The 16,704-nt window shown below is 33.4% G+C and carries 17 protein-coding genes; 6 read left to right on the top strand and 11 right to left on the bottom strand.

The window, feature by feature from the left end; genetic code table 11:
* The first annotated feature begins 3 nt into the window (after positions 1–3).
* From BWZ20_RS01305 to BWZ20_RS01295, 3 genes are all read left to right on the top strand, one after another.
* Entirely contained in the window at positions 4–939 is a 936-nt protein-coding gene (locus BWZ20_RS01305; protein WP_076615212.1) for a type IX secretion system membrane protein PorP/SprF, read from the top strand.
* Between the two features lie 12 nt (positions 940–951).
* On the top strand, positions 952–2,853 hold the full coding sequence (locus BWZ20_RS01300; protein ID WP_076615211.1) for an OmpA family protein: 1,902 nt from the start codon (positions 952–954) through the stop codon (positions 2,851–2,853).
* Positions 2,854–2,980: 127 nt separating this feature from the next.
* A complete protein-coding gene (locus BWZ20_RS01295; RefSeq protein WP_076615208.1) occupies positions 2,981–3,691 on the top strand; it encodes a phytanoyl-CoA dioxygenase family protein in 711 nt (236 codons plus the stop codon).
* A gap of 57 nt (positions 3,692–3,748) precedes the next feature.
* Here the strand turns inward: BWZ20_RS01295 and BWZ20_RS01290 are convergent, their stop codons facing one another.
* Positions 3,749–4,246, bottom strand: a complete 498-nt coding sequence (locus tag BWZ20_RS01290) for a CAP domain-containing protein (RefSeq protein ID WP_076615206.1) — start codon at positions 4,244–4,246, stop codon at positions 3,749–3,751.
* 189 nt (positions 4,247–4,435) lie between these two features.
* Positions 4,436–5,083, bottom strand: coding sequence for a pyridoxamine 5'-phosphate oxidase (gene pdxH / locus BWZ20_RS01285; RefSeq protein WP_076615203.1), 648 nt, complete (start codon positions 5,081–5,083; stop codon positions 4,436–4,438).
* A gap of 83 nt (positions 5,084–5,166) precedes the next feature.
* Between pdxH and BWZ20_RS01280 the strand changes: the two genes are divergently transcribed.
* The gene (locus BWZ20_RS01280) at positions 5,167–5,580 is read left to right on the top strand and encodes a hypothetical protein (protein ID WP_076615200.1); all 414 of its coding nucleotides are present in this window, start codon (positions 5,167–5,169) and stop codon (positions 5,578–5,580) included.
* Here BWZ20_RS01280 and BWZ20_RS01275 read toward each other — a convergent pair.
* The 5 genes from BWZ20_RS01275 to rpsA all read right to left on the bottom strand — a co-directional run bounded on the left by BWZ20_RS01275 (position 5,577) and on the right by rpsA (position 10,262).
* Complete coding sequence (locus BWZ20_RS01275) at positions 5,577–6,482, bottom strand: ribonuclease Z (RefSeq protein ID WP_076615198.1); 906 nt, start codon at positions 6,480–6,482, stop codon at positions 5,577–5,579. The two genes, BWZ20_RS01280 and BWZ20_RS01275, sit on opposite strands and share 4 nt — an antisense overlap.
* Before the next feature lies 1 nt (position 6,483).
* Positions 6,484–6,816, bottom strand: a complete 333-nt coding sequence (locus BWZ20_RS01270) for a ribonuclease Z (RefSeq protein WP_076615195.1) — start codon at positions 6,814–6,816, stop codon at positions 6,484–6,486.
* Positions 6,817–6,819: 3 nt separating this feature from the next.
* Positions 6,820–7,749 (bottom strand): aspartate carbamoyltransferase catalytic subunit, encoded by a 930-nt coding sequence (locus tag BWZ20_RS01265; protein ID WP_076615192.1) that lies wholly within the window; start codon positions 7,747–7,749, stop codon positions 6,820–6,822.
* A 14-nt stretch (positions 7,750–7,763) separates the two neighbouring features.
* The gene (pyrR, locus tag BWZ20_RS01260; RefSeq protein ID WP_076615189.1) at positions 7,764–8,303 is read right to left on the bottom strand and encodes a bifunctional pyr operon transcriptional regulator/uracil phosphoribosyltransferase PyrR; all 540 of its coding nucleotides are present in this window, start codon (positions 8,301–8,303) and stop codon (positions 7,764–7,766) included.
* Positions 8,304–8,426: 123 nt separating this feature from the next.
* On the bottom strand, positions 8,427–10,262 hold the full coding sequence (rpsA, locus tag BWZ20_RS01255; RefSeq protein ID WP_076615187.1) for a 30S ribosomal protein S1: 1,836 nt from the start codon (positions 10,260–10,262) through the stop codon (positions 8,427–8,429).
* A gap of 264 nt (positions 10,263–10,526) precedes the next feature.
* On the opposite strand from rpsA, the gene BWZ20_RS01250 reads away from it, so the two are divergent.
* Complete coding sequence (locus BWZ20_RS01250; protein ID WP_076615184.1) at positions 10,527–10,928, top strand: hypothetical protein; 402 nt, start codon at positions 10,527–10,529, stop codon at positions 10,926–10,928.
* 142 nt (positions 10,929–11,070) lie between these two features.
* Positions 11,071–11,448: a LysM peptidoglycan-binding domain-containing protein gene (locus BWZ20_RS01245; protein ID WP_198034965.1), complete on the top strand. Its 378-nt coding sequence runs from the start codon at positions 11,071–11,073 to the stop codon at positions 11,446–11,448.
* Positions 11,449–11,492: 44 nt separating this feature from the next.
* Here the strand turns inward: BWZ20_RS01245 and cmk are convergent, their stop codons facing one another.
* From cmk to lon, 4 genes are all read right to left on the bottom strand, one after another.
* A complete protein-coding gene (cmk, locus tag BWZ20_RS01240; RefSeq protein ID WP_076615179.1) occupies positions 11,493–12,179 on the bottom strand; it encodes a (d)CMP kinase in 687 nt (228 codons plus the stop codon).
* Positions 12,180–12,188: 9 nt separating this feature from the next.
* A complete protein-coding gene (gene porQ, locus BWZ20_RS01235; protein WP_076615177.1) occupies positions 12,189–13,223 on the bottom strand; it encodes a type IX secretion system protein PorQ in 1,035 nt (344 codons plus the stop codon).
* A gap of 66 nt (positions 13,224–13,289) precedes the next feature.
* Complete coding sequence (locus BWZ20_RS01230) at positions 13,290–14,069, bottom strand: LysM peptidoglycan-binding domain-containing protein (protein ID WP_076615174.1); 780 nt, start codon at positions 14,067–14,069, stop codon at positions 13,290–13,292.
* Positions 14,053–16,503 (bottom strand): endopeptidase La, encoded by a 2,451-nt coding sequence (lon, locus tag BWZ20_RS01225; RefSeq protein ID WP_076615171.1) that lies wholly within the window; start codon positions 16,501–16,503, stop codon positions 14,053–14,055. Before lon ends, BWZ20_RS01230 begins: the two co-directional genes overlap by 17 nt.
* Between the last annotated feature and the right edge of the window lie 201 nt (positions 16,504–16,704).

Here is a 16,704-nt window from a genome sequence, read left to right as displayed (position 1 = left end):
GAGATGAAGTTATCTAAATCATTAAGTATTGTACTATTTATATTAGGTGTTTCTACTGCCTTTGCACAGCAGCTACCTCAATTTACACAATACATGTTTAATACCATTTCTATTAATCCTGCATATGCTGGTAGTAGAGAAACGTTCAGTGCTGTTGGCTTACATAGAAGTCAATGGGTTGGATTAGAAGGTGGGCCAGAAACCCAAACCCTATCTGTTCATACTCCGTTAAGGAATGAGAAGATTGGTTTAGGGCTATCATTCATAAATGATAAGCTAGGTTATGAAAACTTTTCATATATCTATGCTGACTTTTCATATACCATTCAAACTGGTGTTAATACCAAGTTAGCATTTGGTATTAAAGGTGGTTTTACCCATTACAATTTAGACGAGGAACTATTAAACGATCCTTCTGTTGTTAATGATCCCTTCTTTAATGAAATTTCTAACCGATGGAGTCCTAATGTTGGTGCTGGCTTATATTGGCACTCTCAACGTTGGTATGTAGGTCTTTCGGCACCTAGAATATTGAATACAGATTATAATAATGGTCGACAAGGTCAACTAGACTATATTGCTTTAGAACGTGTAAGTTATTACATAACAGGAGGCTACGTGTTTGATTTAAGTGAAACAACAAAATTAAAACCTTCTGTTTTACTTAAGGCCACTAATGGTGCACCTTTGTCGTTTGATATTTCTGCCAATTTCTTATTCAATGACACCTTTTGGATTGGTGGTGGTTATAGAATTAACCAAAATGCAGCAGCGATTGGTGGTATAGCTGACTTTCAGGTATCAAAACAATTACGAATTGGTTATGCCTATGAATACCCAATTTCAGATTTAAGACCATATACTAGTGGTACCCATGAAGTATTATTGATGTTTGAAGTATTTAAAAGTAAACGTATAAAATCTCCTAGATACTTCTAAAAGAATCGCATTATGAAAACAAGAATATTAATTCTAACTCTTATACTTAGCTGTTCGTTATCGTATGCCCAAACGAAGTTAGCTGATAAATTCTTCAAAAATTATGGCTATATAAAAGCTATTGAGCTTTATGAAAAAGCTGTAGAAAATGGAGATAACAGCGCCCATGTACTTACACGTCTTGGTGATGCTTACTATAATAATTCTAACTCTGAGAAAGCTGCATATTGGTATGGTGAAGCTTTAAAAGAACACAAAAAAATAGATGCCGAATATCTATTCAAGTACATACAGTCACTTAGGAGTATCGGTAATTATAAAGAAGCAGACAAATGGTTTAAAGAGCTAAGAGCTGCACAACAAGGCGATAGTAGACTTAAAGGTTATAACCCTGATGAAGTAGATTTATATGCAAAATTAACGTCTAAAAATGAAGTCGTTGTTACCGTTGAAAACTTAGATTTCAATTCTGCAAATTCTGATTTTGGATCTTATATTTTTGATGACAAACTCTACTTTGCCTCTGCAAGAGGCGGTAATAGTAAAATCTACAGTTGGAATAAAGAACCTTTCTTAGATTTATATGAAATCGCTTTGACAAATACCGATGGTGTTGTTACTTATGGAACAACAACTGAGTTGCCTGAAAATATAAATACAGAGTATCATGAAGCATCTGTAGCTATAACAAACGATGGTAAAACGATGTATTTTACAAGAGATAACGTTAATAAACGTAACCGCATAAAATACGACAAAAAAGGTACTACACATTTAAAACTTTACAAGGCTACTTTAGTAAATGATGAATGGACAAATGTTGTCGAGCTACCTTTTAATGATGAAGTTTTTTCAACAGGTCATCCAGCATTGAGTCCAGACAATAAAACATTATACTTTGTATCTGATCGCGAAGGTGGTTTGGGCCAATCTGATATTTATTCTGTTTCAATAAACGAAAATGGTACATATGGCAAACCAGAGAATTTAGGTGAAAAAATAAACACCGAAGGACGCGAAATGTTCCCTTATGTGGCAAAAGACAGTACACTTTACTTTTCATCTGATGGCCACTTAAACTTAGGACTTCTCGATATTTTTAAATCAGATATATTAAAAGGATTACGTAACGACCCAGAAAATATGGGTTCTCCATACAATAGTGGTTACGATGACTTTGCCTTCTTTGTCAATTCTGAAACCGAACAAGGCTATTTCTCTTCTAATAGACCAGGTGGAAAAGGAAGTGACGACATCTACAGTTTTAATGCTAAAGCGTGTAAAGAAGTAATTACTGGAGTTGCTAGAGATAGTAAAACAAATATTATCCTTTCTGGTGTAACAATACGTTTAATTGACGAAACTGGCAAAGTAATAGAAGAACAATTTACTAAAGATGGCGGAGAATATACATTTACAGTAGATTGCAATAAAACATATACTGTTGTTGGTAGTAAACCCGATTACAAAGACGATCAGAAAACTATAACTTCAACTACAGAAGATGAAAAAGTCAATACTGTAGATTTAAGTTTAGAACCTTTGATTATTGATAACCAAATTGTCATAAACCCAATATTCTTTGATTTTGATAAATGGAATATTAGAACAGACGCACAATATGAATTGGAAAACATTGTAGATGTAATGCGCAAGCATCCTACAATGATCATAAAAATTGAATCTCATACAGATAGTCGTGGTGGTGACAGATATAATATGAAATTATCTGATAGACGTGCAAAGTCTACCAGAGATTACATAATATCTAGAGGTATTGATGCAAATAGAATTGTAAGTGCCATTGGTTATGGAGAATCTCAACTCCTTAACAAATGCTCTAATGGAGTAAAATGTACAGAAGAAGAACACCAATTAAACAGACGTTCTTATTTCTATATTGTAACCGAATAATTTTACCCTCAAAATTATAACTAAAAAGCAAGCTTATTTGGGCTTGCTTTTTTTATTGCTATTAAATTAATCTTAATTATATAATGAGATTAAACTCAAGTAGTATTTTTATAATATTGATTTAAACATGAAAGAATTAGATTTTAAGAGCCAAGGTTATTCAATAATTAGGGATATTTACTCTAATGATGAAATAAGTTCCATTATAGATAGTATTCAAAATCATAAAACAGATAATAAGAATACAATTAACACAAATAGTTTATATGCTATAAGGCAGTTAATCAACTATAAACCTGAAATAAAGGATATTGTATTTAATAATAAGCTTAAAATAGTTTTGAATAATTTATTTTCATCCAACTATTTCTTAACAAAGGCTATTTACTTCGACAAACCACCGCTTTCAAATTGGTTTGTATCCTATCATCAAGATTTAAGTATTGCCGTAGATAAAAAATACGTAACAGAAGGTTATAAGAATTGGACATTTAAAAATGGTCAATATGGTGTTCAACCACCTTTAAATATTTTAGAAAGTACAATTACAGTAAGAATACACTTAGATGATACTACTAAGGAGAATGGTGCGTTAAGAGTGATACCCAAATCACACCTAAAGGGAGTTATTAGACTAGAATCTGAAAATTTCAATATAAAAGATGAGAGAATATGTGAGTTGAACAAGGGAGATATAATGTTAATGAAACCTCTTCTGCTCCATGCTTCCAATAAGACCACTAACAAAAAAAGACGAAGAGTTATCCATTTAGAATTTAATGATTCTACATTACATGAACCTCTTGAGTGTTTAGAATACCAAACATTAGTCAACTAAAAAAGCCATAACTATTGTCATGGCTCTTAGGGGCTATTAATCAACTTTTATTGCGGTCTAGCGCTTAATGAAGATATTAGTAAAGTACCATTTGCCTTCATTATTTTTTTCGGCAGAGATATCAAAATCTGTAAAATTACCTTCTATATTTTCTTTATGGCTTGGGCTATTTAACCATGCATTAACCACAGACTCAGCAGAACTAAATCCGTAAGCCACGTTTTCTGATACTATATTAGCATTAGCATTAACTTGTAGACTTTGTTTTCTTTGAAAGAAATTATCATGAGATACGTTGTCTACTTCTATCATATAATCGGTATGTGTATAAGCAACAGCTTTTACTGTGCTATGATAGTGTAATGGGTTTAGGCCTTGATTGATTCTATGAGCATTGATAAGCTCCATAATTTCGATTTCAATTTGTTTAGCCTGAGGTGCTAGAGGTACTTCAATAGCATTGATTTTATCTTCGGCAGCACTATCTGTAGAACAAGATGTAAAGCCTAAGAGGGCAACGATAGCCAATAATGGCAATAGCTTTTTAGCTTTCATAAGTAGGTTAAATTTAGGTTTGGGATTACTAATTTAATAGCCTACTTAGGTCTAAATGTTAAATAAAAGTTAAAATCGACAAAAAACATGTATTTAATCGATTTTTTATGCAAAACATCGACGAAATACACTTTCAGTAAGAAAAATCGATGACTTAAACGGTAATAATTACTTTTAAACGATAAAAAATCAAGGTGAAAGACGTTCTATTTTCCAATTGTAATCTTCTTGCAATTGGTAACGTATTCTATCGTGTAATCTGTTGGGCCTTCCTTGCCAAAATTCCATTTCAACAGGTCTTACCATATAGCCTCCCCAATGTTTTGGTCGTTCTATCTCTTTTCCATCATATTCTTGTTCCAGCGCTTTTAATTTTTTTTCAAGTACTTCTCTACTCTCAACAATTTCACTTTGGTTAGAAGCTATTGCTCCTAATTGACTACCTCTAGGACGCGACTCAAAATACCCATCACTAAGATTTTCTGATAGTTTCTCTGCTGTACCTTTAATAATAACCTGTCGTTCTGCTGAGTGCCAGAAAAAAGAAAGACATACATTGGCATTGGCTGCTATTGCTTTTCCTTTCTCACTATTGTAGTTGGTATAAAAAATGAAGCCTTCGTGTGTATATTTTTTTAAAAGCACTACTCTACTCTTAGGAAAACCATCTAGTCCAATAGTTGAAATTGTCATGGCATTGGTTTCTTCAATATTAAAATGTGTATCAACTTCAATAAACCAATCTCTAAATAACTCGATAGGGTTTTCTGGAATGTTATTTAATAGCAGCTCCCCTTTTTCGTATGATTTTCTATAATTACTTAAGTCTTTTTCCATAGTTGCACGAAGTTAAATCAATATTTTGTTTCTATCAAAAAAAGTGTAGTTTTGGCTACCCTTAATTATATAACAACCCTAACATGTACTTTGAAGATTCTGATTTTTCAAAAGCTCTACGCTACGATAAAGTGGTGGCAAAGTTTGCTAATTATTACTTACTAGATGATTTTTTTATTATAGAAGTAAATGAAGGAGAGCATTTTAATTGGGATAAGCTTAATTCACTCTTAGACGCTTTACGTGATCACTACGGAAATCATAAAGCATTAGCTTACATTGCTAACAGAGTAAATTCTTATTCTATTGATCCAGTGCTTTGGTCTTATTTTGATAAAGATGATAGTATTTTAGTTGCTGCATCGATAGTAACCTACAGGGATTCTTCGTATATGAATGCCAATATTGAAAAACAAATGGCTAAAATCCCTTTAAAGAGAGCGCATAGCTTAGGTGAAGCCATCAATTGGGTACAGTATTTAAAAGAATTTAATTAAAACTTAAAAGATAATCCGTCTTGCGCCAAAAGAACATTTTCAAATTCTTCTTTTGCTTCAGTTTTAAAGTCGTCATAACCATTGTATCGGGTTGAGAAATGCCCGAGGATTAACGTCTCTACGTTCGATTTTTTTGCAATGATCGCAGCTTGTCTTGCGGTACTGTGCCTAGTTCGTTTACATAGACTCTCATTTTTATCTAAAAACGTGGACTCGTGATAGAGTATTGTCGTATTTTTTATTATAGGAATAATATCTTCGTTATACACTGTATCGCTGCAATACGCATAACTTTTTGGTGGAATAGGGTCTTTTGTTACAACGGCATTATCTATTGTTATACCGTCTTCATTAACCACGTTAGCACCTTGCTTTAGTTTTCTATAATAAGCTTTATTAATATTTGCATCTCTGGCTGCATTAATATCTAACTTACGTTCATTCTGCTTCTCTTTAAACAAAAAACCGTTAGTATAAATACGATGTTTTAATGGAACTGTATAGACTTCTACCTTATCATCTTCAAAAATCAATTCAGACTCTTTTGACGTTAACTCGTGAAAGATTAACGGAAAATTTGTCCATGAGTCTGAGAGCTTGAGTTGAAGCGTTATAATCTCCTTAATACCCTTTGGGCCATATATGTGAAGTTCTGTTTCTCGAGTTAACAAACGAAATGTACTTACCAGCCCTATTAATCCAAAATAATGATCGCCGTGCAGATGTGAAATGAAGATATGTTTAATTCTTGAGAACTTAATCTTATTTCGGCGCAATTCTACCTGAGTGCCTTCACCACAATCAATGAGAAACATGTGGTTTTTAATCTCTAAGATCTGAGATGTTGGGTTGGTATTGGTGCGTGGTGTTGCGCTATGGCAACCGAGAATAGTAAGTTTCATACTAAAACCCTAAATCGCGTTCAATATCTTCCATTTCAATGATATCATAAGCTTCATGAATGGTCGGTACAATGACAATTTCATCTGGCATTTGATCTAAATCAACTTTTTCTGAGACTATAACAAAGGACTTTTTGTCTCCTCTATGATTATTGCTGAGACGTAAAAATTCGATAATATCTTCTAAGCTCAACTTATCTAAGCTTGATAGATTAACTATTATATGGTAATTTTTATACTTATCGTAAGCCTGTTCAATATTGTTTACCAAGGTTTTTACCGAAGCTTTTTCTTGAGTAATAATTGTAACATTGCCGTCTCTGTCTACGATCATAACTTATTGTTTTATTTTAGAAGCTAACAAATAAATTACTGCCATTCTTACAGCAACACCATTCTCAACCTGATCTAGTATTATTGCTTGATTAGAATCTGCAACATCGCTGGTAATTTCAACACCTCTGTTTATTGGTCCTGGATGCATTATTACAATTTCTTTTTTTAGACTATCCAACAATTCTTTAGTAACACCAAACTGTTGGGTATACTCTCGTGTTGTTGGAAAATAACTAATATCCATACGTTCGTTCTGTACACGCAACATATTAGCAACATCGCACCACTCTAAAGCCTTTCTTAAGTTAGTTTCAACTTTAACACCAAGATCTTTGATATATTTTGGCAATAAGGTCTTAGGACCACAAACCATAACATTAGCACCTTGTAATTGCAATGCATAAATATTAGAAAGTGCTACTCTGCTATGCAAAATATCACCAACAATGACAACGTTTTTGCCTTCTACAGCTCCTAACCTTTCTCTTATTGAATATGAGTCTAATAAGGCTTGTGTAGGGTGCTCATGTGCACCATCTCCTGCATTGATGATACTTGCGTTAACATGCTTAGATAAAAATACACCTGCACCAGGATTAGGATGGCGCATTACTACCATATCTACTTTCATGGAAAGGATGTTATTAACTGTGTCTATTAAGGTTTCGCCTTTTTTTACTGAAGATTGTGAAGCCGAAAAATTTATGACGTCAGCCGAAAGACGTTTTTCTGCAAGCTCAAACGATAACTTGGTACGTGTAGAATTTTCAAAAAATAAATTAGCAATTGTAATATCTCTTAGTGAAGGAACTTTTTTAATCGGTCTATTAATAACCTCCTTAAACTGATCAGCAGTTTCAAAAATTAAATCTATATCTTTTTTTGTAAGATATTTTATTCCTAATAAGTGTTTAACACTTAGTTCACTCATTGCTAGTTAATTTTCTATTTATCAATTAAATACACTGCATCTTCTCCTCCATTTTCAATCCAGTTTACTTTAACTTTCTGGTTATCTATAGCATCTACTTGTCGTCCTTTGTAGTTGGGTTGAATTGGCAAATGTCTACTAAATCGCCTATCTATTAAGGTCAGTAATTCTATATTGTTTGGTCTACCAAAAGATTGAATCGCAGTAAGTGCAGATCTTATGCTACGACCTGTATATAATACATCGTCTATAAAAACAACATTTTTATTTTCGACTATAAAATCAATTTCTGTAGTGTTGGCCTCTAGAGGTTTTTCGCCTCGCCTAAAGTCGTCCCTAAAAAAAGTAATATCTAAATGTCCTAATTTAATAGCTTTGATGTTGTAGTCTTCTATTAGCATTTGCGCTAAACGGTCAGCTAAAAATTTACCCCTTGGTTGTATACCTATTAAGACGGTTTCCGAAAAATCATCATGGTTTTCAATAAGTTGGCAAGCCAATCTGTGCAGTATAATATTGACTTCTTTAGAATTGAGTAATATTTTTTGACTCATGTATTATGCAAACGTTATTGATTGGCAAAGTTAAGCTAATTTCTTAGAGTTTCAAATTTAAGATATACCATAAAAAAAGCCTCTCAAAAATTGAGAGGCTTTAAAATATATTCAAAGAATACATTACTTCTTTCCGTCCATTTTATCTTTAAGTGCTTGTAACGCATCGTTTGCATCACCTAAAGTAGGTTTAGCCTCTGCCGCTTGTGCTTCTGCTTTCTTAACAGCTTGCTTTACGATTTTAGCTTCTTCTTCTCTAAATACTGCAGTATGAGATGCTACAACACGTTTAAACTCTTTATTGAACTCAATGATTTTGAATTCTGCTTCTTCACCTTTCTTAAGTTTAGAACCATCTTCTTTCTCTAAGTGACGTGCAGGCACAAAAGCAACGATATCTTCGTTAAATTCTATTGTAGCGCCTTTATCTACTATCTCAGTAATAGCAGCAGTATGAGACGTACCAACAGCAAACTCAGTTTCGTATTTATCCCAAGGGTTTTCTTCTGTTTGTTTATGTCCTAAAGATAATTTACGTCCTTCTACATCTAGTTCTAAAACTACAACGTCTAGTTTATCTCCAACGTTACAGAATTCTGATGGATGCTTAATCTTCTTAGTCCAAGATAAATCTGAGATGTAAATTAATCCATCAATACCTTCTTCTAACTCAACAAATACTCCAAAGTTTGTAAAGTTACGAACAATACCTACGTGTCTAGAGCCTACTGGGTATTTTGATGTAATATCTGTCCATGGATCTGGTGTTAATTGCTTAATACCAAGGGACATTTTACGATCTTCTCTGTCTAAAGTTAATACTTGCGCTTCGATTTCGTCTCCTACTGAAACAAAATCTTGAGCAGAACGTAAGTGCGTAGACCACGACATTTCACTAACGTGAACTAAACCTTCAACTCCATCAGCAACTTCTACAAAAGCACCGTAATCAGCAATAACTACTACTTTACCTTTTACTTTGTCACCAACTTTAAGATCTTCACCTAAAGCTTCCCATGGATGCTTAGATAATTGCTTTAGACCCAATTGAATTCTAGATTTGTTTTCATCAAAATCAAGAATTACAACATTTAACTTCTGATCTAACTCAACAATCTCATTTGGATGGTTGATACGAGACCATGATAAATCTGTAATGTGAATTAAACCATCTACACCACCTAAATCGATAAACACACCGTAAGACGTAATGTTTTTAACAACACCTTCTAATACTTGTCCTTTTTCTAACTGGCCAATGATTTCTTTCTTTTGCTCCTCAATATCAGCTTCAATAAGTGCTTTATGAGACACTACTATGTTCTTAAATTCGTGGTTGATCTTAACAACTTTAAATTCCATAGTTTTGTTAACGTACTGGTCGTAATCTCTAATTGGCTTAACGTCTATTTGAGATCCTGGTAAGAATGCTTCGATTCCAAAAACGTCAACAATCATACCACCTTTAGTTCTGCACTTCACAAAACCATTAACGATTTCACCTGTATCATGTGCATTATTTACACGATCCCAAGCCTTGATTACTCTGGCTTTTCTGTGAGATAATACTAACTGACCTGTAGCGTCTTCGCGTACATCAATTAATACCTCTACTTTATCACCAACTTTTAAATCTGGGTTGTAACGAAACTCGTTAAGAGAAATTACACCTTCAGACTTAGCGTTAATGTCGATTATTGCATCTCTATCAGTGATGTGGATTACTTCACCTTCTACAACCTCGTCATCTAAAGTGTCAACGAAATTTTCAGATACTAATTTTTCAAATTCTGCTAGTTTTTTGTCCTCTACCTGCTCAATTCCTTCTTCGTAATTGTGCCAATTGAACTCTTTTAAGAATTTTTCTGGATTTGCTTGAGCTTCAGAAACTACTGGAGCTTCAACTGTTTTTGCTTCAGTTGCTTCAACCTCAGCTTGATTTGTTTTGTTTTCAGCCATTGCTGATTAAAAATTTGTATTCTGTATTTTTTTGAAAGCAATGCGGAAAAATCTACAGAAGCTAATTAAAGTTTGATTTATTTACCTTTTTTACTTTCACAAGTCCGCTAAAAAGGAGCGCAAAATTAATCATTTTCAAATAATTAACAAATAAAATAACCTATTTAATGAAGTAGCAGTTCCGTTAACCAAAATTTAACGGTCACTTAATACAACAGCAACCTGATTATATTAACTTTATTTGTACGATAAACGTAAAGTACCATGAGACTATTAATATTTTTTTTTATGCCTATTTTAATCTTAAGCTGCGATAATGATAATGACGGTACAATTAACCCTTTAATAGAAACTGGACTTATTGGAGAATGGGAAATAAATGGCCGTGGCACTAACAACGTTCTATCTCTAGAGGTGTTTTGTTGCGAAACTTTAACTTTTTTGGACGACAATAATCTACGCGATTTAATAGGATCTTACACGTTTAATCAACAAGGTGTTGTAACTAATGGTATTTTTACAGTTAATGCAGAAGAAAATACTATCGAATACTTTACAGAAAATAATAATATGAACAGCGTAGCGTATTCAGTTAACAATAATACACTAGAAGTTTGGTATCTTGAAGGTACTAATAGAAATTGGACAACCTACAATAAACAATAAGTTTATTGCTATTGAAAATGTGACTAAAGTACGTTTTAAGTGTCAAATAATTGAATACAAGTTTGATGCTTTAAAAATTCTAAAATTTGGCATTTAAATTGGTATATTTACAACACTATTAATACTTAAAAACAAAACAATTATGGTTAAAGCTAAATACCAAGACGTTCTAGACTTAGGGGAACAATTAAACATTCAAAACGGTAAAGTTGAAGAAACAAACGGACAATTAAAAGTTTGGGGAACAGCAGCTACACAGTACGAAAAAAACTTACTTTGGGATAAGATAAAAGAAATAGGTGGTGATGAGCCTTCTGATATTATGGCAGACATAAAAGTTGCCGATGAGTCTGTATACGCCAGACACACTGTAAAATCTGGTGAAACCTTAGGAAAAATTGCCAAGCACTACTATGGTGATGCAATGAAGTACAAAGAAATTTTTGAAGCTAACACCAATATCCTTAAAAATCCAGATTTAATTCATCCAGACCAGGAATTAGTGATTCCTAATCTATAATTTAGATATATATAATAAAAAAAGCGACTGATTGGTCGCTTTTTTTATGTTTTAGATGCTGCTAATTCTAAAAGTGTTTTTATTTGCTCTTCTATGGTTAAATCTGAATTATCAATTTCTATAGCATCATCCGCTTTCACTAAAGGTGAGTCTTCTCTAGTAGAGTCTATACGATCTCTTGTGGTTACATTTTCTAAAACGTCGTCATAACTCAGGTTGTGACCACGTTCTAATAATTCTTTATAACGTCTTTGCGCTCTGGTTTCAGCAGAAGCTGTCATAAATATTTTTAACTCAGCATCAGGAAAAACAACAGTGCCAATATCTCTACCATCCATTACAATGCCTTTGTCTTTGCCCATTAATTGTTGCTGCTCTACTAATTTTTGACGCACTTGAGAAATTGTTGCTACGGGACTTACATATTTTGAGACTTCTAGAGTTCTAATCTCCTTCTCAATGTTTTCACCATTTAAGTAGACTTCGGCAAACCCTAACGCTTCATTAAATATAAAGGTTATATGTATTTCATTGAGTCGTTCAATGAGTTTTTTAGAATGAAAGAAGTCTTCTCCAATCAATTTGTTTTTCATGGCAAAATAAGTAACAGCCCTATACATAGCACCTGTATCAACATAAATATAGTTGAGTTGTTTTGCAATTTGCTTTGCAATGGTACTCTTACCTGTTGAAGAAAATCCATCTATGGCTATAATTATCTTCTTATTCATAATCAATTTTTATCGTCTTCGTCTTCCGTCTAAATCTATTTGAAGTCCAAAAAAGCTGGTGTTTGATGCACTTGTGTATCTGGCATGTGTATAACTAAACCGCATTGAGTTTAATCGAATACCTACACCAACAGATAGTCCCGAAAAATTTCTTTGATCTACAATTCTTAATTCTTCTGCGCGTCTAAAGTTATAACCAAATCTTAGATTAAATCCACGTTCTGGCCAAAGCTCAGCACCTAAAATTAAATGACGTAACGCATTATTGAAAAATCCGACTTTTTCTTGGGTTTGGGTACCATCTAAATCTGTCGTGGCTCTAGCAGGATTAGATACTCCTATTGGCCATTCTTGTAAGTTTTCCATAGTTAAATGCCATCTAATAGGAACGTTTTCTAATGTCTGAGACATCCCAAAATTAACTTCAAACGGTAAAGGTTCATTTTGACCTGCGTAGGTTGTAAATTGAGTTCCTAAATTTCTAACGGTTAAAGCTGCATGAAAATCTAACTTTTCATTAATATACATTATACCCAAATCTACTGCTCCACCAACAGAATTATATTGCTCTAATAAAGAAGTAATAACTTTTACATTGGCACCTATATAAAAATCGGTAAAAGGAATGTTGTAATTATAGCCTGCTGAAATTGCTGCTTCGTTTCCACTAAATGTTCCGGTAGAATTACCATTAACATCATAACCATCAAACGTTCCGTAATTAATATATGTTACACCAAAATGAAATGTTTGTACGTGTCTGTCCCAAGTATAAGCATAAGCTGCTGTACCATATGTAATACCGCCTAGAAAGCTCGATACATTTACTGCTAATTGATTGTGCATTTGCCAGTTTAAAGAGGCAGGATTGTAAAGTGCTTCAGAAACATCATGATCAAAGTTAGTGATAATTTTACCACCTAAAGCTGCTTGTCTGGGTGACGATACAAGATTAAGAAATTGATAAGTAGATTCACCACCCAATTGTGCAAACAATGGCAACGCTAAAAGCATAAAACAGAATTGGGTAACCCTCTTTATCATAGATTTTGCAAAATAAACAAATCTATCTTAAAACGATGATATGATTTTTTTATTTTTTGAGGTGTTTTATTTCTGCTTTAGTTTTAAGATCTGTCCGATTAAAATTAGATTATCAGTAAGTCCGTTTAGAGATTTTAATTCATCAACTGTAAGCCCATTTCGCTTGGCAATATTGTATAACGTATCACCTTTAGATACAGTCCAAATGGATTTATTTGTTGATGATTTTTTATAGTCGGAATGCGAGACATTTAACTCTTGACCTACTTTTATTAAGTTTGAAGTTAACCCGTTTTTACTTTTTAATTCATCAACTGTAAAACCATAACGCTTACTAAGACTATATAAAGTATCGTCATTTTCTACTATATGAATACCAGATGCGTCTTTTAATACAGGTTCTTCAGCCAGTGCTTTCTCATTTGAAGTATTTACAGTACTTTCTCGTTGTTTATTAAAATTACTAACTCTTAGCTTTTGGCCTACGTCGACTAAAGTTGTCTCTAAATTATTGGCTTCTTTAAGAGCTGTTAAAGTTGTTTTATAGCGATTAGCGATATCTAAAAGCGTTTCGTTCTCCTTTACAGTATGGTAATCTGTCTCGATTTGTGTTACTGAGGGTTCGTTGACTTTACTGCTAGATGTCTTTGAAAGAGAATCGTTTTCAATAATTACTTTTTTACCGTCTGAATTGACTAAAGTAATTTCTCCGGTAATCACATTAAGTTTTGCAGGCTTGCCATCTAAGATAACATCTTTGAACTGTCCGTCTGCCTGACTAAAACTATTCAGCCAGAAAAAGAGCATTATACTGATAACAACAACTAGCTTAGAGTTTTTTAGCATTCTTTACTTTTTGATTTGTAATAGCAATATCTAAAACTTCACTCATATCTTTCACATAATGAAAGGTTAGCCCTTTTAGATAATCTGGCTTTATTTCATCAATATCGCGTTTATTGTCTTCACACAAAAGAATCTCTTTAATTTTTGCGCGTTTAGCCGCTAAAATCTTCTCTTTAATACCACCTACAGGAAGTACTTTTCCACGCAGTGTAATCTCACCTGTCATCGCTATACTTTTCTTTACTTTACGCTGCGTAAACAACGAGACTAATGATGTTAACATCGTAACACCTGCACTTGGACCATCTTTTGGTGTTGCACCTTCTGGTACGTGTATGTGTACATTGTACTTATCAAAAACTTCTGGGTTTATTTCAAACTTATCTGCATTGGCTTTAATATATTCCATGGCTATAGTAGCTGACTCACGCATAACTTTTCCTAAGTTTCCTGTAATGTTGAGATTGCCTTTTCCTTTAGATAAAATAGACTCTATAAATAAGATATCTCCACCCACTCTAGTCCAAGCTAAACCAGTTACTACACCTGCTACATTATTATTTTCGTATTTATCGCGTTCTAGTCGTGGCGAACCTAATACTTCAATAACATCATCGTTAGATATTTTCACGTTATAGTCCTCTTCCATTGCAATATTTTTGGCAGCGTAACGTACCATTTTTGCAATTTGCTTTTCAAGACCTCTTACGCCAGATTCCCTCGTGTAACCCTCAACGATTTTTTCAAGTTGTGGTTTACCTATTTTTAATGCTTTACTATCTAGTCCGTGTTCTTTTAATTGTTTTGGCAATAAATGACGTTTAGCAATTTCTACTTTTTCTTCAATAGTATAACCTGTGACATTAATGATCTCCATACGGTCTCTTAAAGCAGGCTGAATGGTATTAAGACTATTAGAAGTTGCAATAAACATTACTTTAGAAAGGTCATAACCCATTTCTAAGAAATTATCGTAAAACTCGTTGTTTTGTTCAGGGTCTAAAACCTCTAACATTGCAGAAGATGGGTCTCCTTGATTGCCAGTAGATAATTTATCTATTTCGTCTAAAACAAATACAGGGTTTGAAGTGCCAGCTTTCTTTAAACTCTGAATGATTCGTCCTGGCATTGCACCAATGTAGGTTTTTCTATGCCCACGTATTTCAGCCTCGTCACGCAGACCACCCAGTGAAATTCTAACATATTCTCTTCCTAAGGCTTCGGCTATAGATTTACCTAATGAGGTTTTACCAACACCTGGAGGTCCATACAGACAAAGTATTGGCGACTTCATATCATTACGAAGTTTTAAAACAGCCAAATACTCAATAATTCGTTTTTTTACATCGTCTAATCCAAAATGGTCGCGATCTAGGATTTCCATGGCACGTTTAAGATCAAATTGATCTTCGCTAAACTCATTCCATGGTAGATCTAAGAACAAATCTAGATAATTACGTTGAATAGAATACTCGGCAACCTGAGGATTCATACGTTGCATTTTGGCTAGTTCCTTATCAAAATGCGCTTTCACTTTATCGTTCCAATTCTTGTCTTTGGCTCGCGCTCTCATATCTTCAATCTCTTCACCAGATGATACACCTCCAAGTTCTTCTTGTATGGTTTTCATCTGTTGGTGCAAGAAATACTCACGTTGCTGCTGGTTCATATCACTCTGAACCTTGCTCTGAATATCGTTTTTTAACTCAAGTTTTTGATATTCTAAATTCATGTATTTTAAAGTCTGAAGCGCACGTTCTTTTAAATCATTAATTTTTAAAAGTTCTTGCTTTTCTTCCACTTTAAGATTCATGTTAGAAGACACAAAATTCACTAAGAACGAATTACTCTCAATGTTCTTAATAGCAAAAGAGGCTTCAGTAGGAATATTTGGGCTTTCCTTTATAATCTCTAATGAAAGATCTTTAATAGAATCTATTATAGCATTAAATTCTTCGTTATCCGCAGCTGGTTTAGCCTCAGGAATATCAGAAATTGTTGCCGTTAAGTAAGGCTTTTCAGAAATAATTTCATTAATCTGAAAACGCTTTTTACCTTGTATTATTACCGTAGTATTACCATCTGGCATTTTTAGCACCTTAAGTATGCGTGCTACGGTACCGGTTTGGTATATATCGCTAGCAGAAGGTTTTTCTATAGTCTCGTCTTTTTGAGCTACAACACCAACAACTTTTCCTCCTTTATTAGCATCGTCTATTAGCTTTATAGAGGTGTCTCTACCAGCTGTGATAGGAATTACAACACCAGGAAATAACACTGTATTTCTTAACGGTAAAATTGGGAGCGATTCTGGTAAGGATTCGTTATTAATTAATTCCTCATCCTCTGGAGTCATCAACGGAATTAATTCTGAATTTTCGTCAAAATCTTGAAATGACAAACTGTCAAGACTTAAAAAATTTGATTTCTTCATAAATATGTTTAAGCCATTCTGTCACGTTATAATGATAGAAAAGCATGAGTTTAAATGTATTAATAATTAACTTTATATTGAATACCAATACATTACAAGATATTCAAAGTTATTCACACTAGTAATAATTCAATTGTTATGCCATTACCTTTAGACTTTATTAAAAGTTTTTTTATCAAAAGTGTAACAAAGCCAAAACGC

The sequence above is a fragment of the Winogradskyella sp. J14-2 genome, from assembly GCF_001971725.1.
Classification (GTDB): domain Bacteria; phylum Bacteroidota; class Bacteroidia; order Flavobacteriales; family Flavobacteriaceae; genus Winogradskyella.
Note: the sequence above shows the minus strand (reverse complement) of the source record. Positions and strands in the feature narration are given on the sequence as shown.